Origin of the sequence: Vibrio tarriae, from assembly GCF_002216685.1 — a bacterium.
Taxonomy (GTDB): Bacteria; Pseudomonadota; Gammaproteobacteria; order Enterobacterales; family Vibrionaceae; genus Vibrio; species Vibrio tarriae.
In genome coordinates, this window is record NZ_CP022353.1 from 1,762,540 (window position 1) to 1,780,407 (window position 17,868).

At 48.5% G+C, this 17,868-nt stretch carries 16 protein-coding genes, 1 tRNA gene, 2 pseudogenes and 1 riboswitch; of the genes and pseudogenes, 7 read left to right on the forward strand and 12 right to left on the reverse strand.

Annotated features, from left to right (window positions below; genetic code table 11):
- The first annotated feature begins 135 nt into the window (after positions 1 to 135).
- The gene (gene metG, locus CEQ48_RS13735; protein WP_001262543.1) at positions 136 to 2,187 is read left to right on the forward strand and encodes a methionine--tRNA ligase; all 2,052 of its coding nucleotides are present in this window, start codon (positions 136 to 138) and stop codon (positions 2,185 to 2,187) included.
- A 14-nt stretch (positions 2,188 to 2,201) separates the two neighbouring features.
- Here metG and CEQ48_RS13740 read toward each other — a convergent pair whose 3' ends face one another.
- Entirely contained in the window at positions 2,202 to 2,390 is a 189-nt protein-coding gene (locus tag CEQ48_RS13740; protein ID WP_089071634.1) for a hypothetical protein, read from the reverse strand.
- 99 nt (positions 2,391 to 2,489) lie between these two features.
- On the opposite strand from CEQ48_RS13740, the gene CEQ48_RS13745 reads away from it, so the two are divergent.
- Positions 2,490 to 3,305 carry a hypothetical protein gene (locus CEQ48_RS13745; RefSeq protein WP_089071635.1) on the forward strand — a complete coding sequence of 272 codons (816 nt, stop codon included), beginning with the start codon at positions 2,490 to 2,492 and terminating at the stop codon, positions 3,303 to 3,305.
- A 79-nt stretch (positions 3,306 to 3,384) separates the two neighbouring features.
- Here CEQ48_RS13745 and udp read toward each other — a convergent pair whose 3' ends face one another.
- The 3 genes and pseudogenes from udp to CEQ48_RS13765 form a co-directional block, all read right to left on the reverse strand.
- The gene (gene udp, locus CEQ48_RS13750) at positions 3,385 to 4,146 is read right to left on the reverse strand and encodes a uridine phosphorylase (RefSeq protein ID WP_000169477.1); all 762 of its coding nucleotides are present in this window, start codon (positions 4,144 to 4,146) and stop codon (positions 3,385 to 3,387) included.
- 265 nt (positions 4,147 to 4,411) lie between these two features.
- Positions 4,412 to 6,718 carry a zinc/cadmium/mercury/lead-transporting ATPase gene (locus CEQ48_RS13755; RefSeq protein WP_089071636.1) on the reverse strand — a complete coding sequence of 769 codons (2,307 nt, stop codon included), beginning with the start codon at positions 6,716 to 6,718 and terminating at the stop codon, positions 4,412 to 4,414.
- Between the two features lie 112 nt (positions 6,719 to 6,830).
- Positions 6,831 to 7,130: pseudogene (locus CEQ48_RS13765) on the reverse strand (CBS domain-containing protein); the annotation flags it as partial.
- On the opposite strand from CEQ48_RS13765, the pseudogene CEQ48_RS13770 reads away from it, so the two are divergent.
- Positions 7,122 to 7,697 (forward strand): annotated as a pseudogene (locus tag CEQ48_RS13770) (GGDEF domain-containing protein); the annotation flags it as partial. The pseudogenes CEQ48_RS13765 and CEQ48_RS13770 sit on opposite strands and share 9 nt — an antisense overlap.
- 14 nt (positions 7,698 to 7,711) lie before the next feature.
- Here the strand turns inward: CEQ48_RS13770 and moaE are convergent.
- The 5 genes from moaE to moaA all read right to left on the reverse strand — a co-directional run bounded on the left by moaE (position 7,712) and on the right by moaA (position 10,459).
- Positions 7,712 to 8,164, reverse strand: coding sequence for a molybdopterin synthase catalytic subunit MoaE (gene moaE / locus CEQ48_RS13775; RefSeq protein WP_089071638.1), 453 nt, complete (start codon positions 8,162 to 8,164; stop codon positions 7,712 to 7,714).
- 1 nt (position 8,165) lies between these two features.
- The gene (gene moaD / locus CEQ48_RS13780; protein ID WP_000598590.1) at positions 8,166 to 8,411 is read right to left on the reverse strand and encodes a molybdopterin synthase sulfur carrier subunit; all 246 of its coding nucleotides are present in this window, start codon (positions 8,409 to 8,411) and stop codon (positions 8,166 to 8,168) included.
- Complete coding sequence (gene moaC, locus CEQ48_RS13785; RefSeq protein ID WP_198301159.1) at positions 8,408 to 8,887, reverse strand: cyclic pyranopterin monophosphate synthase MoaC; 480 nt, start codon at positions 8,885 to 8,887, stop codon at positions 8,408 to 8,410. Before moaC ends, moaD begins: the two co-directional genes overlap by 4 nt.
- 10 nt (positions 8,888 to 8,897) lie before the next feature.
- Positions 8,898 to 9,410: a molybdenum cofactor biosynthesis protein B gene (gene moaB, locus CEQ48_RS13790; RefSeq protein WP_000509705.1), complete on the reverse strand. Its 513-nt coding sequence runs from the start codon at positions 9,408 to 9,410 to the stop codon at positions 8,898 to 8,900.
- A 59-nt stretch (positions 9,411 to 9,469) separates the two neighbouring features.
- Positions 9,470 to 10,459 carry a GTP 3',8-cyclase MoaA gene (moaA, locus tag CEQ48_RS13795; RefSeq protein WP_089072382.1) on the reverse strand — a complete coding sequence of 330 codons (990 nt, stop codon included), beginning with the start codon at positions 10,457 to 10,459 and terminating at the stop codon, positions 9,470 to 9,472.
- Positions 10,448 to 10,587, reverse strand: a riboswitch (molybdenum cofactor riboswitch). Its footprint overlaps the gene before it by 12 nt.
- A 178-nt stretch (positions 10,588 to 10,765) precedes the next feature.
- Between moaA and CEQ48_RS13800 the strand changes: the two genes are divergently transcribed.
- The gene (locus tag CEQ48_RS13800) at positions 10,766 to 11,656 is read left to right on the forward strand and encodes a YvcK family protein (RefSeq protein WP_000061070.1); all 891 of its coding nucleotides are present in this window, start codon (positions 10,766 to 10,768) and stop codon (positions 11,654 to 11,656) included.
- Here CEQ48_RS13800 and luxU read toward each other — a convergent pair.
- The 3 genes from luxU to uvrB all read right to left on the reverse strand — a co-directional run bounded on the left by luxU (position 11,645) and on the right by uvrB (position 15,818).
- Complete coding sequence (luxU, locus tag CEQ48_RS13805) at positions 11,645 to 11,986, reverse strand: quorum-sensing phosphorelay protein LuxU (RefSeq protein ID WP_001209531.1); 342 nt, start codon at positions 11,984 to 11,986, stop codon at positions 11,645 to 11,647. The two genes, CEQ48_RS13800 and luxU, sit on opposite strands and share 12 nt — an antisense overlap.
- Positions 11,987 to 11,989: 3 nt before the next feature.
- Positions 11,990 to 13,399: a quorum-sensing sigma-54 dependent transcriptional regulator LuxO gene (gene luxO, locus CEQ48_RS13810; RefSeq protein WP_444851946.1), complete on the reverse strand. Its 1,410-nt coding sequence runs from the start codon at positions 13,397 to 13,399 to the stop codon at positions 11,990 to 11,992.
- A gap of 388 nt (positions 13,400 to 13,787) precedes the next feature.
- A complete protein-coding gene (uvrB, locus tag CEQ48_RS13820; RefSeq protein WP_089071640.1) occupies positions 13,788 to 15,818 on the reverse strand; it encodes an excinuclease ABC subunit UvrB in 2,031 nt (676 codons plus the stop codon).
- Positions 15,819 to 16,404: 586 nt separating this feature from the next.
- On the opposite strand from uvrB, the gene CEQ48_RS13825 reads away from it, so the two are divergent.
- From CEQ48_RS13825 to rsxB, 3 genes are all read left to right on the forward strand, one after another.
- Positions 16,405 to 16,480: transfer RNA gene (locus tag CEQ48_RS13825), tRNA-Asn, on the forward strand.
- A gap of 219 nt (positions 16,481 to 16,699) precedes the next feature.
- Entirely contained in the window at positions 16,700 to 17,281 is a 582-nt protein-coding gene (gene rsxA / locus CEQ48_RS13830) for an electron transport complex subunit RsxA (protein ID WP_000141550.1), read from the forward strand.
- The gene (gene rsxB / locus CEQ48_RS13835) at positions 17,281 to 17,868 is read left to right on the forward strand and encodes an electron transport complex subunit RsxB (protein WP_000104488.1); all 588 of its coding nucleotides are present in this window, start codon (positions 17,281 to 17,283) and stop codon (positions 17,866 to 17,868) included. Before rsxA ends, rsxB begins: the two co-directional genes overlap by 1 nt.

Here is a 17,868-nt window from a genome sequence, read left to right on the forward strand (position 1 = left end):
CTACCACCGCTCAAAGAGCAACTGAACCCCGAAAAAGATAGGGGAATCAACTGTTGCGCGCCTTGGCGTGACTGCGTGCTTAGGGTAATATTATCGCTTCAATTTGGTCCCTATCAAGAAAAGCGAATATTAAGTATGGCAAACGATCCAAGAAAACTTCTGGTAACTTGTGCCCTGCCTTACGCGAACGGTTCAATCCACCTTGGTCATATGCTTGAGCATATCCAAGCTGACATTTGGGTTCGTTATCAGCGTCTGCGTGGCAATACAGTAAACTTCATCTGTGCGGATGATGCGCACGGCACACCTATCATGCTGAAAGCACAGCAAATGGGTATGACACCAGAAGCGATGATCGAGATGGTGAGCGAAGAGCACCAACGCGACTTTGCTGGCTTCGATATTAGCTTTGATAACTACCACAGCACGCACAGCGATGAAAACCGCGAGCTGGCTTCACACATCTATCTGCAACTGAAAAAGAACGGCTTTATTTCAAGCCGCACCATTTCTCAGCTGTTCGATCCTGAAAAAGAGATGTTCCTGCCGGATCGTTTCGTAAAAGGCACCTGCCCGAAATGTAAATCGGAAGACCAGTACGGCGACAACTGTGACGCGTGTGGTGAGACTTACAGCCCGACTGAGCTGATCAATCCAAAATCCGCTGTCTCTGGTGCGACGCCAGTGATGAAAGATTCTGAGCACTTCTTCTTCGACCTGCCTCAGTTTGAGAGCATGCTCAAAGAGTGGACACGTTCAGGCTCTCTGCAATCAGAAACCGCCAACAAAATGCAAGAGTGGTTTGAAGGCGGCTTGCAACAGTGGGATATTTCCCGTGATGCACCCTACTTCGGTTTTGAAATCCCAGGCGAGAAAGACAAATTCTTCTACGTATGGCTAGATGCGCCAATTGGTTACATGGGTTCATTCAAAAACCTGTGCGACAAGCGTGGCGATTTGGACTTTAACGAATACTGGAATAAAGACAGCAAAACCGAGCTTTACCACTTCATCGGTAAAGACATCGTTTATTTCCACAGCTTGTTCTGGCCTGCCATGCTGGATGGTTCTGGTTTCCGTAAACCGACCAACGTGTTTGTGCACGGTTATGTGACCGTCAATGGCGCGAAAATGTCTAAGTCGAAAGGTACGTTTGTGAAAGCAAGCACTTACCTGAATCACTTGGATCCAGAGTGTCTGCGTTACTACTACGCGGCAAAACTGAACAACCGCATTGACGATCTCGATTTGAACCTCGAAGACTTCACCCAACGTGTGAATGCGGACGTGGTGAACAAGATCGTTAACCTTGCGTCACGTAATGCAGGTTTCATCACTAAACGTTTTGATGGCAAGCTGTCTGCACACTTTGCGGAGCCTGAGCTGTACGCTGAATTTGCTGGCGCAGCCGATCGTATTGCTGAGCTGTTTGAAGCGCGTGAGTTTGGTCGTGCCATCCGCGAAATCACTGCACTGGCCGACAAAGCCAACCAGTATGTGGATGAAAAAGCCCCTTGGGTTGTCGCGAAACAAGAAGGCCAAGACCAAGCACTGCAAGACATCTGTACGGTAGGCATTAACCTATTCCGCGTACTGATGACTTACCTCAAGCCAGTGATGCCTGCGTTGGCAGAGCGTACTGAAGCTTTCCTTAACCAAGAATTGACTTGGGAAGGCGTGGCAACTCCGCTAACGGATCATGCGGTAACGCCATTCAAAGCACTGTTCAACCGCATCGATCCGAAACAGGTTGAAGCTATGATTGAGGCGTCGAAAGCCGAGGCGGCAGCCGAAAAAGCCGCAGCAGATGCCGCAAAACCAAAGAGCGCAGAAACCGAGCTGAGCAAAGACCCCCTAGCGGCTGAAATTGAGTTTGATGATTTCGCGAAAGTGGATCTGCGTATTGCCAAGATTCTTTCTTGTGAAGCGGTCGAGAAATCGGACAAGCTGCTCAAGTTTGAACTCGATATCGGCGGTGAAACCCGTCAAGTCTTCTCTGGTATTAAGTCTGCTTACCAACCAGAAGATCTGATTGGCAAATATACTGTCGTCGTAGCAAACCTCAAACCGCGTAAGATGAAGTTTGGTATGTCTGAAGGCATGATCCTCGCCGCAGGCCCTGGTGGTAGCGACCTGTGGTTGCTTGAACCACATCAAGGTGCTCAAGCTGGCATGCGCGTGATGTAATTATTGCGTCTTGATTAGCAAGCCAACACCTGAAAAGCCTTTGCATCTGCAAAGGCTTTTTTGTCATCACCCGCTTTCTCTGCCACGCATTTTCTCTTCTTATCCAGCATGACTCTCTTGACCATTACACGGTCTAGCTCACATTTTTTGCGCACTATGCCCCATAAGTGTGCATACCCAATCAACCAAAAATAATAAGTCATTGATTTTTAATTGTTAAATTTTTGGCATTCAAACTGCAATACCACTCTGTACCCTTCCACATAGGAATGGGATGATCCAATACCAACACGGAGGTGGCTATGTTTGTGACAATTTCTCTGGTTCTGTCTTTAGCAATTCTTGGTTTGATCTATACGCTCTCTCAGCGGAAACATTCAACACAACAGCGTAAATTTGAACTGCTGATCTGTTTGCGCGAAGCATTGGCGCTGTGCCGCCAGCACCGTAGTCTCACTCATCAAACACTCAGCCAACAAGAGACGCATCCGCAAACTGAGCACGATCTTTCCAAGCTGCAAAAGCGTTTGTTAGAAAAGTCGGAGCAACTGATCCAGATCGCCCACTTTGACAACAAACCCTCCTATCGAATTTTGCAAAACTCGTTGAAAACGGTGTTAAACGAATGGGAGCAAGCCAATGTGGGGAAAAACCAACGCCTGCATGGCAAATTGATCCGCCACTGCATGTATTTGATGGATGATGTGGTGCTCGCTTGGCTTGCGGAATCAGGACGAGAAGAATTGAGTGATGAGTACCACATGAACTGGCAACAAATTTTTGATGCGATGGAAACACTCACCCAATTGCGCTTGTGCATTGATGACTCTCGAAATGAAAACAATAACTTACGTATTCGCCACTATTGTGAGCTGATGCAACGTAAGCTCAATCAGTTAGCGCTGATCAGTCCTTTAACGCTGGGCTCACCGGTCTGCTCATCCGCGATGCGCCAATTGAACGAAATCACCGACAGCAGTGGCTTAATGCCAGAGAACCAAGAACTCTATCAGTTAAGCACTGAACTTTCGGCCACCATTGCGCAGGTATACGACCATATGCTCAATGATTTGGTGGAAAGCCTCTATCACCCGTTACCACAGCTTGTTGTGGCTTAAATAGGCAGGTAAAGGATATTGGAAATAGAAAGCGCCACATCAAGTGGCGCTTTTTAATTCAGTGAAGAAAATCTGCCTCTTATTTCAGCATCTTACGTGCAGCTTCCACCACAACTTTGATAGAACGCGCTTCGGTTTCTTTCAACGTCGCGTGATCTGGGATCTCTTTTTGAGTACGGTTGATGATCACACCCGCCACACAGCCCGCTTTCAAACCAGAGCTCGCGCACATGGTCAGCAGAGTTGCCGATTCCATTTCAAAGTTGAGCACGCCCATTTCTTGCCACTCTTTCATCGAGCCTTGGAAACGACGCACTACGCGACCAGTGAAAGTGTCGTAACGCTCTTGGCCTGGGTAGAAGGTATCTGAGGACGCTGTCACACCCATATGGACTGTTGCACCGCTTTCTTGTGCTGCCGCTTTCATTGCGGTCGCCACATCAAAATCCGGTACCGCTGGGAATTCCATCGGCGCGAAGTGCAGGCTTGCACCATCCAAACGCACAGAACCGGTTGTCACAATCATGTCACCCACATTCACATGAGGCTGGATCGCACCAGTCGTACCAACGCGCAAGAAAGTACGCACGCCCAATTGCGCCAACTCTTCAACCGCAATCGATGTTGAAGGACCACCAATACCCGTTGAGCAAACGACGACAGACTGACCATCCAGCTCTGCCCGGTATACGGTATATTCACGATGGCTAGCAAGGAAAACAGGGTTATCCATCAACTCAGCGATTTTCTGCACACGAGCAGGATCGCCTGGAATAATAGCTAATGTTGCGCCGTTTAAATCAGCTTCAGTCACACCAAGGTGGAATACGGTTTTGGTCATAAGAGACTCCTTCAATTGCGTCTATTCAGCGCATCTATAATTTAGGGGACAGCGTCACTCTACCCGATAGCCCGTTCAATTTAAGTGATAAGAATCACACCAATAACAGCAATGAATATCATATTTTCATAATTAATCGATTTGCATCACAAACCAATGTATTTGCAATGCAAACCAACTCCTATTACAAAATAGTAACTCTAGCCGTTAAGACTTGAAACAAGTGAGGAGAAACTAGGAGGTGCGCCTCCTAGTTAAAACAGCATTATGCCAAAGTAGACGAGCGAAATTTAAGCAGACGCAGTGCATTGAGCGTGACCAGTGCGGTTGCACCACTGTCGGCCAGCACCGCCATCCATAATCCGGTGACCCCAAGTAAACTGGTGACTAAAAACACCGCTTTAAGCCCTAAGGCTAAGACCACGTTTTGGCGAATGATGGCTAACGTAGCACGAGATAACTCAATCATCCCCGCCAACTCAATCAAGCGATTATGAGTCAGCGCTGCATCGGCGGTTTCTAGCGCGACGTCGGTGCCGCCACCCATTGCGATACCAATACTCGCCTCTTTCATGGCTGGGGCATCGTTAATGCCATCGCCCACCATGGCAACACGTTGATGTTCCGCCAGCTGCTGGATGTAGCCGACTTTATCTTGCGGCAATAAACCTGCCCGAAAATCCATATTCAGTTGCTGGCTCATTGCGGCCGCGCTGCGTTCGTTGTCTCCCGTCAGCATCAGGGCGTTAATCCCGAGTTGATGTAAGGCGGCTACCGCTTGACGTGCATCACTGCGCAGCGTGTCTTGCCAAGCAATCACGCCAACCGCCGCTTCACTTGTCAGCATCACGACTACGGTTTTACTTTCAGCTTCAAGCATTTCGACATGCTGTTTCACCACATCGGGCAATTTGATTTCGACCCGATTTGGCGCAAGCAGACGATACTGGACACCATCAATCTGACCGCTAATGCCTCGCCCAACCAAGGCGGTACGCTCTTGCGCTTGCGGGATGGTCAATTGCTCCGCCTGCGCTTTTGCCACCAGCGAGGTCGCTAAGGGATGATGTGAGCCCATCTCAATCGCAGCAGCCCGAGCTAATAAGGTCGCGCTATCCCAGCCTTGCAGTGGGATAAGGTCTGTGACTTGCGGTTTACCTTCGGTCAAAGTGCCTGTCTTATCAAAAGCAATGGTCTCGATTTTTCCCAATTGCTCTAATGCCGCACCACCTTTAATTAAAGCTCCACGACGCGCCGCCGCCGCTAAACCCGAAGTGATCGCCGCAGGTGTGGATATCACTAGCGCACAAGGACAAGCGACGAGCAGCAAAGCAAGGCCACGGTAAATCCAAGTCTGCCAATCGGCACCAAACACTAATGGCGGAACCACAATCACGGCGAGCGCGACCAGCATCATCAACGGGGTATACCAACGACTGAATTTATCTAAAAAACGCTCCAGTGGTGCTTTGCGCGATTCCGCCTCTTCAATCATATGCAAAATGCGGTCGATGGCGTTTTCACCTTGTTTCGAGGTGATTTCAATCTGCACCACCTTATCCACGATCACACAACCTGCGGAAACCCGCTCCCCTGCTGTTAATTCGACAGGTAAGGATTCGCCCGTTAACGCACTGTTATCCAGACTGGCGGCGGCAAGTAAGCGCCCATCCGCTGGTAAACGACCTCCAGGAGCCACTTCAATGACATCACCCGGTTGCAATTGTGCGGCAGGAACGGTGACACGCTCCCCATGTTGTATACGAATCGTCGTTTCTGGCACCAGCGCCATCAAGGCTTGTACGCCCGTGCGTGCCCGAGAAGCGGCATAAGCCTCCAAGCGCTCACCAATCAAAAACAGCAGTAATACCATGGCGGCTTCTAAGGTTTCCCCCAAATAAAGCGCGCCAATTGCGGCAACCGACATCAAGGTTTCAATCGAGAAAGGAGAACCCGATTTGGCGAGACGCCAAGCTTGTTGAAGGATGGGGAATAACCCCAATAGACAAGTCAGCGTATAAATCCAGCGACTAATCTCACTGGAGTTGACTAAGGCACCTACTGCCATCAGCGCAGCGATACCGATAATTCGTGCGTTTTCACTCTGCCAGAAGGGCGGCTTGGATTGGGATGGTGTTGCCGCTGAACTGGCGGCTGGGTTTAGGCTAAAACCGCTGTCGCGTACCGCTTGTTCGATAAGCGGCGCGGTTGAGGGTTGATTAAAGCCAACCACCAGTTTCTGAGTGGCGAACATTACCTGCACTTGAGTGACATCACCCAACTGCTTAACGGCTTTTTCAATTTTTTGTGCGCAAGAAGGACAATCCATTCCTGCGATATACCAACTCTGCTGATAGTGTGATGAACGTGGTTCGTGACGTCGCTCGGGGTCTTCTTCCAACGTCGTACCGCCACCACCATCACTGGTACAGCAACTATCGCCGTCACAAGAAGCGCTTACGCCTGCCGCACGAATGGCGACAATTTTAGGGCTTCCATCACAGCTCGTTTGGTGGCTGTGCATAGGTTGAGTTAACGATTTTGAACGACAAGCATGGTGTTTAGTACACATATTTCCATCTCCTTTTTGTGTGCTGTGATCAGCTTACACCTTGGAGTCAACTTCAAGGTCAAGCAGATTCAAGCACAAAAGCATAAAAAGTTGGACATGCTCATCGGTCACATTAAACCGGATGTTGAAAACAGCTGGTTAAGGTTTTGCTCAAGGCTCGTAGCACATCACGTCGCGTGATCACACCGACCAATTTGCCATCACTCACCACAGGATACATTTTCGGTTTTCCGACCTTCATCATCGCCGCAAGCTCAATAATCGAAGTCTCTGGCGCAACCGATAGCACCTCTTTGTGCATACAATCACTCACCAAATGGGCATCTTGGCAGTGATAACTGGCATGCACCAGCTTATCCAACAAATCCTGTTCGGATAAAAAACCAATCACATGCCGCTGCACTACAAGCACACGGTTGAAAAACTCGCGCAGCATCAGCTGGAACTTGAGCACCTGACTCATATGGATCATCTAACCCAAGTGTACAACCGTTACGCAATGGATTCGTTGCTGCCGCAAGCACTGGACATCGCCAGACTCGATCGGGTCAGCAGCGCATTATTGATGATCGATATTGACTGTTTTAAAGAGTACAACGACGGATATGGCCATATTCAAGGCGATGAAGTTCTGCGCAAAATCGGCCAAACGCTGCGCGAATGGAGATCGAATCTCGATCTCTGCTTTCGCTACGGCGGGGATGAGTTTTTGATTTTTATGACGGGCGTCAACGCGAAGCAGAGTCAGCAGCGAGCCGAAAAACTGATGGCAATGATTGATGAGCTCAACATTCCACACCTGAGTTCTCGAGTGGCGGATCATGTGACGATTACCATAGGCATTCGCCACTGTGATCAAATAGAGAAAGAAATGACCGCGGAAAAGCTTGTGTTAGTGGCCGACAAAGCGCTGTTTCATGCCAAACATGAGCAACGTGGCACCATTCATATGTTTAGTAGTACCGCTTGGCATGAATAGCCTTATTACTCTTCTCATTCCCAGCGCTGCGCGGCTTGATGATCACTGTCTCGTGAATCAATCCAGCGACTCGCTTCGGTCGTCAGCTCTTTTTTCCAAAATGGCGCGCGGGTTTTCAAGTAATCCATGATGAACTCGCACGCTGCAAACGCAGCATTGCGGTGCGCACTGGTCACACCAACCAACACAATTTGATCGCCACTGAGCATATCGCCGATACGATGAATAACGCGAACGCGTTGTAGAGGCCAACGCTCCTGAGCCATATCGCAAATCTCCAGCAAGGATTTTTCCGTCATGCCCGGATAGTGTTCAAGGTGCAAACCCACCACATTATCGCCCAAGTTCATATCTCGAACTTTGCCGACAAAAGTTACCACAGCGCCCGCTTGGGAGCCTTGCGCTAACGCTTCATATTCTTGAGCAACAGAGAAATCTTCCTTCTGCACCGATACGCGATGGTCCATACTAGCCTCCGGTTACTGGTGGGAAAAAGGCCACTTCATCGCCATCTTGTAGCTCTGTATCGAATGGCACAATCGATTGATTAACGGCCGCCAATAGCTTACCCGGTTCAAGTGCCATATCCCACTTACCCGGCTGCTGCGCTAAATGTTGGCGCAAGGCTTCTACCGTCGCAAAAGCGTGGTCAACCACCAGACTATCGCACTCCACCAACTCTCGAGTTTGGGCAAAAAACAGCACCTTAATCATGCATCCACCTTAAAGTGTCCTGACTTTCCGCCCAATTTTTCAAGCAATCGCACGTTCTCAATCACGATGTCTTTTTGAACCGCTTTGCACATGTCGTAAATGGTCAGTGCCGCCACCGATGCCGCCGTCAGCGCTTCCATTTCCACCCCGGTTTTACCACTGAGTTTACACAGCGATTCAATGCGCACACAGTTTTGTTCTGGCAAGGCTTCAAGATGTACTTCCACCTTGGAAAGCAGCAACGGGTGACAGAGCGGAATAAGCTCCCACGTACGTTTCGCGGCTTGAATGCCCGCAATTCGCGCCGTGGCAAACACATCCCCTTTATGATGCTGACCAGAGAGGATGAGTTGCAGCGTTTCGGGTGCCATGCGCACATAGGCCTCGGCACGAGCTTCACGGACGGTATCGGCTTTATTCGACACATCCACCATATTGGCTTCACCCGAAGCATTAATGTGAGTGAGTTGGCTCATCAAACCTCCCCTATACCGTTAGGTGCGGCATAAAGTTACATGGGCGATGGGAAGCATCCAATTGCTGTTTAATGATTTTTGTCCAACCGGTGCGGCATGCGCCAGTCGAGCCCGGCATGGCAAAAATCACCGTGTGGTTAGCAAACCCCGCAACCGCGCGCGATTGAATGGTCGAGGTGCCAATCTCTTCAAAAGAGACCATGCGAAACAGCTCGCCAAAACCTTCCACTTCTTTATCAAACAGAGGCTTAAGTGCTTCAGGTGTGCTGTCACGTGAAGTAAACCCAGTGCCACCGGTGATCAGAATCGCTTGGATGGTTTCATCCGCAATCCACTGTGAAACCACTGCACGGATTTTGTACATATCGTCAATCACGATCTGTTTATCTGCCAGTGTATGGCCTGCTTCTTGAAGCTGCTCTGCCAAGTAACGGCCTGAGGTATCGTTTTCTTCCGTACGCGTATCTGACACGGTTAAAACGGCGATGTTTGCTGCTTGAAATTTGCTTTCTGCGTGACCCATTTGTTCACCTTTTCAAAATGGTTAAACCTCAATGGTGAGGTCAGATTATCGGTAGAAACTCAGCCGCCAATCGAGGCTAAATGCGGCGTCACACCCGAATTTCCATCATGCAGGAAGTGGGTTTCCGCCTTGTTGTGCAACTGAGTTTGAATTCGTTCAATCAATGCGTTTTCTTGGTGATCGTCTTGCAAAAGATCGCGTAGCTCGATGCCTTGTTCGCCAAATAAGCACAGATGCAGTTTGCCAAGTGCCGACACCCGCAGGCGGTTACAACTGCGACAAAAATCTTTCTCATAAGGCATGATAAGGCCAATCTCGCCTTGGAAATCCGGGTGGATAAACACCTGAGCAGGGCCATCGTTATCGGCTCTGGCTTTGAGTAACCAGCCGTTACCGAGGAGATAGTCGCGGATCGAAGTGCCAGAAACATGATGGCGAGCAAACAGCGCGTCCATTTCTCCGGTTTGCATCAACTCAATAAAACGCAGTTGGATGGGGCGAGTTTTAATCCACGCCATAAATTTGGGCAGTTCAAGGTGGTTAAGATGTTTCATCAGTACCACGTTGACTTTGACTTGCTCGAATCCCACTTCAAAGGCGTGCTCAATGCCGGACATCACTTGCTGGAAGCGGTTTTCACCGGTGATTTGCGCAAACATACGCGGATCTAAGCTATCTACGCTGACATTCAGTTGAGTCAACCCCGCTTCGCGCCACTCACCAATATGTTTGGCTAAACGGTAGCCATTGGTGGTCGTCGCAACTTTTTGAATGCCGGGAGTTTGCGCTATGGTATGAATGATTTCGCCAAAATCTTTGCGCAGAGAAGGTTCACCGCCGGTAATTCTGACCTTGGAAGTGCCACAATGGGCAAACGCACTCACCACTCGGCGAATCTCATTCACCGTCAGAAAAGAGGCAGGGCGATCCGCTGATAGCTTGTAACCATCAGGTAAGCAATACGTACATTTGAAATTACAAACGTCGGTTATGGATAGACGTAAATAGTAAAATTTACGCTGAAATCTGTCTTCGAATTGTTGCGCCACAGAACACCTTTCCAAATACGGGAGGCAAAATCATTTCCAATTCTGCCCTTGTGACAAGCGGTCACTGGCTTACAACGCATATTTAAAGGTTTAAACTTAGCGCGGTAAGCTCGGAGTTAAGGCCAAGCACTATGATGTTGCCATCTCTTTAGCTCAGGCTGCTGGTAAAATACTTAATAATTGTACGTGATTCTAGCCTTAACCAGAAAAAAATGGTTACCTTGCAGAAATTAGCCCTAAATGGGTACTCATTATGAACCAAGTTAGCTAAATTGCTGCGAGTTATGAAAAAATAAGAAAAAACTTATGTCTCTATACGAAAACAAAAAAGTGGTTGCGATTGGCGGCGGCCACGGTCTTGGGCGAATGCTGGCAGCGCTCAAAGTGTTTGGTTCCAATGCCACAGGCATAGTCACCACCACAGACAACGGCGGCTCGACAGGGCGCATTCGCCACTGCCAAGGTGGGATTGCTTGGGGAGATACCCGCAACTGCATCAACCAGTTGATCACCGAGCCGTCGATCAGTTCAATGATGTTTGAATACCGTTTTAAAGGCGCGGGGGAGCTCAACGGCCATAACCTAGGAAATTTGATGCTCACCGCGTTAGATAACCTTTCGGTGCGCCCATTGGATGCGATCAATCTTATTCGCAACATGCTCAAAGTCGATGTCAATATCCTACCGATGTCTGAACATCCATCCGATCTGGCAGCCCTCGCTATGGATGGCAAATGGGTCACCGGTGAAACCAGCGTCGATGAGATGACTCAAGATTTGCGAAGACTTGACCTTGCGCCTGAAGTCCCGGCCACCAAAGAAGCGGTAACCGCCATTCAAGACGCAGACTGCGTGATTCTGGGCCCCGGAAGCTTTTTAACCAGCGTCATGCCTCCTCTTCTGCTGCCAGAATTGGGCAAGGCGATTGCTCGTAATCAAACTGCGAAAGTCATTTTTGTCGAGAACCTATCGCCAGAATATGGACCTGCAGGACGAATGAGCTTAGAGCAAAAATTGGAATGGTGTGAACGCGCCTGCCAAGGGCGCAAAATTGATGTGGTATTGGGCCATCACCCTCATCCAGAGTTAGAACAGCGTTGGAATTTTGTTACCCGAGATTTGGCTTCCGCCAACCGCGACTGGCGTCATGATCGGCAGAAGCTGAGACAAGCTATCGAAGAGCAGTTAATGAACTAAATCGGAGTAGCATTGATGCGTCTGCTTCAGTAACTCAAGCATGTGTTCCACCTCTAGCGAGATGTCCATCATCTCGCCAGATTTGGCGCGACTATCTAACTCCACCGCTTTGGCGCACAAGCGATCAGCCCCAAAACTGGCCGCACTGCTTTTCAGCGCATGGCTGATTTCCTTGAGATACCCGAGTTTGTCCGCGACCGTATCACTGACTAACTTACTTTGGTAATCATTGAGTTCACCAAGAAAAATGTTGACCAAGATCGGCACGTTCTCTTCACCGATCTCCTTCGCCAGTAAGTCGATTTTGCTTTGGTTGATCCATTCTCTCATCGCTTACCGTTCCTTCTCTTTTTCTTTCACTTTTTCATTCCAAGTTTGCAGCTTGCGATAGATGGTTGACGGGCTGACATCCAGATAGGTTGCGGCACGGGGAATGTTACCATCACACGCTTCGATGGCTTGTTCAATGGCTTGTTTTTCGGTCATCCACAGCGGAAAAATCTCATGCACGGATACTTTATTCTCATGCGCAAGCGGTAATGCCCGATTGATCGGCGCGGACATTTGATTAAGAGGAGGAGGCAGCATATCTAGGGTGATTTCACGACCTTCATTGAGCACGACCACGTTGCGCAGAACGTTTTGCAATTGACGCACATTGCCCGGCCACTCGTATTGACGAAAACGCTCCACCACTTCAACCGACAAACGGACAAAATCTTTGCCCTCTTCCTTGGACATAAAGCCAAGCAGTGAATAAGCAATCTCGATCACATCATCACCGCGCGCACGCAATGGCGGTAAATGCAGCGGGATCACATACAAGCGGTAGTACAGGTCTTCACGAAAACGCCCTTCTTGCACTTCCTTCCACGGATCGCGGTTCGTTGCACACACAAAACGCACATCCACGCTTTTCATTTTGGAAGATCCAACTTTTTGGAATGTCCCTGTCTGAATAAAGCGCAGAAGTTTGGTCTGCAGATCCAGATCCATTTCGCACAATTCATCCAAAAAGAGGGTTCCCCCATCAGCCGCTTCTGCCGCGCCTTGACGCTCAGTCGCCGCCCCAGTAAAAGCCCCTTTGACGTGACCAAACAACTCACTTTCAATCAGATCTTTCGGAATGGCCGCACAGTTGATGGCGATAAATGGCTTATCTCCACGCTTGCTCGCGGCATGAATCGCTTCCGCGCACACTTCTTTACCGGTACCACTTTCGCCGGTAATAAAAATACTGGCTTTGCTGCTCGCCGCAGAGTCAATGGTGCGGTACACCGCCTGCATGGTTTGACTGCTACCAATAAAGCCTTGATAGTTTTGATTTTTATTATCAACATCGTTTTTGAGTTTCGAGACTTTGCGAATCGCATTATTCACTGTGACCCGCAGTCGGTCCGCTTCACACGGCTTGATCAAAAAGTCTTGCGCACCATGACGCATGGCTTCAACCGCCGTATCAATCGAACCATGAGCGGTCATAAACACGATAGGCACATCCGGTGATTTCTCTTTCACTGCATAGAGTACGTCCATCCCCGTCATATCTGGCAAACGTAAATCCAGCAGGATTAAGTCCGGCTCGCGACGACCAATACTCTCGATGGCATCGCGTCCGGTACCCACGATATTGATATCAATATCCAGCGGTGTGAGGTAAGAACGATACAGCGCCGCCACCGACGCCGTGTCTTCTACCATGAGGACATATTTTGTTTTCTGCAAAGATTGATTATGTTGCATAGCCTAGCCATATTATTTTGCATTTTGCTGTAATAATTGCATTTGGAATTGCATTTTGCAAATTTGAATTAAAATTTCTTGATAAATGATGCCAAACATCACACATCTAGACCGATTTGAGTTGGCACGATATGTGCTTGATTACTACTGACCCGCAAGGGTCACCTAGCCAACTGACGTTGTTAGTGAATAATCAATGTTCACAAATAACAGCCAATAGACTCATTCTATTGGCTATTTTTTTATCTGCGTGTTTGAAATCGGTGTTTTTCTCTTCCTAAACACTTGCTCAGTGGCGCCTGATTTATCCCTAATTCACATAAAGATACCTATGATTGGCGAACACTGTCGTGTTATCGCGCAGCTTCCTCTAAAAATGAAAGAAAGGCTAACTATTGGCGATAAACTGCTGACGCAACTGATGAATTTCATCACGTTTTTGCGTGGCCAACTCAAACTCTAAGTTCTGTGCATGCTGATACATTGCGGCTTCTAATTTACTGATCTCTTTTTCAAGCTGCTGAGGGGTCAACACTTGGTAAGCCGCCGATTCTTCAGCCACTTTCGCCAATGGCACCACTTTGCTGTTCTTCTGTTTACGCGATTTCGCAATATCGCCCAGCTCCATGATGTCTTTAACGCTGCGTTTTAAAGGCTGCGGCGTGATACCGCGCTGCTCATTATAAGCCAGCTGCTTCTCACGGCGACGCTCGGTTTCATCGATCGCTTTACGCATGGATTTGGTGATCGAGTCGGCATACAAAATTGCTTTACCATTCACGTTACGTGCTGCACGACCCATGGTCTGAATGAGTGAACGCTCGGAACGCAAAAAGCCTTCTTTATCAGCATCCAAAATCGCCACTAAAGCGACCTCTGGCATGTCCAGACCTTCACGTAGCAAGTTGATCCCCACCAACACATCAAATACGCCTAATCGTAAATCACGAATAATTTCTACCCGTTCGACGGTATCAATGTCCGAGTGTAAATAGCGAACTTTCACACCATGCTCATGCAGATATTCGGTTAAATCCTCGGCCATGCGTTTGGTTAAGGTAGTCACCAAAATCCGCTCATCATTGGCCGCGCGAATGCGCGCTTCAGAAAGCAGATCATCCACCTGAGTGGCGACCGGACGTACTTCAATGATCGGGTCTAACAAACCGGTTGGACGCACCACCTGCTCCGCCACTTCACCACCCGATTTAGTGAGCTCATATTCACTTGGTGTTGCTGACACAAAGATGGTTTGCGGTGCTAATGCTTCAAATTCATCAAACTTAAGTGGACGGTTATCCAAGGCTGAAGGCAGACGAAAACCGAACTCCACCAGCGTTTCTTTTCGCGAACGATCGCCTTTAAACATCGCGCCAATTTGCGGCACGGTGACGTGTGATTCATCGATGATCAGCAAGCCATCGTGAGGCAAGTAATCAAAGAGCGTTGGAGGCGGCTCGCCTTCTGCACGACCACTTAGGTAACGTGAGTAGTTTTCGATCCCTGAGCAGAATCCCAGTTCGTTCATCATCTCAATATCAAACTGAGTTCGCTGAGAAATCCGCTGCTCTTCCAGCAATTTATTGTTATCCAGCAAATATTGGCGGCGGACCTGCAACTCGCTCTTAATCTGCTCTATCGCCTCAAGAATGCGCTCGCGTGGGGTGACATAGTGAGTTTTGGGGTAAATCGTAAACCGAGCTAAATCGCGTGACGTAATCACGCCCGTCAGCGGGTCAAATAAGCTGATGCATTCGACTTCATCATCAAACATTTCCACTCGAACAGCTTCTTGATCCGATTCGGCAGGGAAAATATCAATCACTTCTCCGCGTACCCGGAACTGACCGCGCTCAAATGCCATATCATTGCGTGAATATTGCAGCTCCGCCAAACGACGCAACATGTCACGTTGATTAATCACATCACCACGACGTAAATGGAGCATCATTTTTAGATAAGAGTCCGGATCGCCCAGACCGTAGATGGCAGAAACTGAAGCGACAATCACCGCATCTTTGCGCTCAAGCAAGGCTTTAGTGGCCGATAAGCGCATCTGTTCAATATGCGCGTTCACGGACGCGTCTTTTTCAATAAAAGTATCCGTGGTCGGCACATAGGCTTCTGGTTGATAGTAGTCGTAGTAAGAAACGAAATACTCCACCGCATTGTTGGGAAAAAAGGCTTTCATTTCGCCGTACAATTGAGCCGCCAGTGTCTTATTAGGCGCAAGTATAATGGTGGGACGCTGCGCGGTGGCAATCACATTCGCTAACGTAAAGGTTTTACCCGAACCCGTTACCCCAAGCAGAGTTTGATGAGCCAAGCCCGCTTCCAACCCCTCCAGCAATTGCTTAATCGCGGTAGGCTGATCACCAGCAGGTTGATAGTCTGAAACCAATTCAAATGCTTTGCTCATTGCATCCTCGTCACGCTTTTGTGTTGAGCGCTATTGTGGCGGGATGCTGACCGGATGATCAAGCACTTCTTCTCTCGCTTTTTGCCACGTACAACATGGTGTAAACAGATTTCGTAGTTCCTGTGGGGCAGATCTTAATCTTCGTGAAAATATTCCTAGCTTCCTCAATAGAGGTTTGCTAACATCCTCAGCCCTACATCGGCCTAGCGCCACTCTTGATCCAAAAAATAATCCACCTGTTTTCCCCAGATTTTCTTCTGAACGCATTTTCTTGTCTGTAATTCATCGATTTACTGAGCTGAGTTACCACTGTGGAAAAGATTGAAATTCCCAAAAAAAATAAATACTTAACGAAAATATCACACCAAAATCAAACTGAGTGTTTACTCAAGACTTATTCGCTCAAACATTAACTCAAGATCCATCAACACACTTATCCACAATTTTGGTGGATAAGTGAATACAGCTCAATAGCGGTAAGGGATACAAAAAAGTAAACCCTTTACGACATAAAAAAGTGCGCTTTTTTTCATTAAAAATCATTGACACCCACTAGTTGGGTCGTTAACATCCGCGCCGAAACTATTCCTCCTTAGTTCAGTCGGTAGAACGGCGGACTGTTAATCCGTATGTCGCAGGTTCGAGTCCCGCAGGAGGAGCCAAATTTAGAGCCCAGTCAGTAACGACTGGGCTTTTTTATTGATGTTTTTCTCTGCAAGATTCCCGTCAAGATCTCTTATCAATCCCTGCCATTCGCATCCTATTTGCCACTTATTGCGTATAATTTATCTCCATCTACCTAAAACCTTATCTTTCCTTGGTTGTTATTGCTTTGGCAAAGCAGGATAATGCCGGGATCGGAAGCAAACATTTATATAACTATGACCGAATATCTTTTGTTGTTAATCGGCACCGTGCTGGTCAATAACTTTGTACTGGTGAAGTTTTTGGGCTTATGTCCTTTTATGGGCGTATCAAAAAAACTAGAGACCGCCATTGGCATGGGGTTGGCGACGACGTTCGTCCTCACCTTAGCTTCGGTGTGCGCTTATCTGGTGGAAAGTTACGTGTTACGTCCGCTCGGCATTGAGTATCTGCGCACCATGAGCTTTATTTTGGTGATCGCTGTCGTAGTACAGTTCACCGAAATGGTGGTGCACAAAACCAGTCCGACACTCTATCGCCTGCTGGGCATTTTCCTGCCACTCATCACCACCAACTGTGCGGTGTTAGGGGTTGCGCTGCTCAACATCAACGAAAATCACAACTTTATTCAATCGATCATTTATGGTTTTGGCGCTGCAGTTGGCTTCTCGCTGGTGCTCATCTTGTTCGCTTCGATGCGTGAGCGAATCCATGTTGCCGATGTCCCCGCTCCCTTCAAAGGCGCGTCCATTGCGATGATCACCGCAGGTTTAATGTCTTTGGCCTTTATGGGCTTTACCGGATTGGTGAAACTGTAATGAGTACCATCGTCATCGCTGTTATTGCGCTGGCGGCATTGGCCGCCGTGTTTGGAGCCATACTCGGCTTTGCTTCGATTCGCTTTAAGGTAGAAGCCGACCCTATCGTGGACCAAATAGATGCTATCTTGCCACAAACCCAATGTGGCCAATGCGGCTACCCCGGATGTCGCCCTTACGCCGAAGCCATTGCTAATGGTGATGCGATTAACAAATGCCCTCCGGGTGGCCAAGCGACCATTGAAAAACTTGCAGACTTGATGGGTGTCGAAGTTCAAGACTCCGCCCACGATCTGGACAACAAAGTCAAAATGGTCGCCTTTATTCATGAAGACATGTGTATCGGCTGCACCAAGTGTATTCAGGCTTGCCCGGTCGATGCGATTGTGGGCGGTAACAAAGCCGTACACACAGTGATCAAAAATGAGTGCACGGGTTGTGACCTGTGCGTCGCGCCCTGCCCGACCGACTGTATTGAAATGATCCCGGTACAAACCACGCCAGAGAGCTGGAAGTGGCAACTCAATGCCATCCCTGTGGTCAATGTGACCGATTCTGCGCCTGCTGCGCAGAAAAGTGCGAATTAA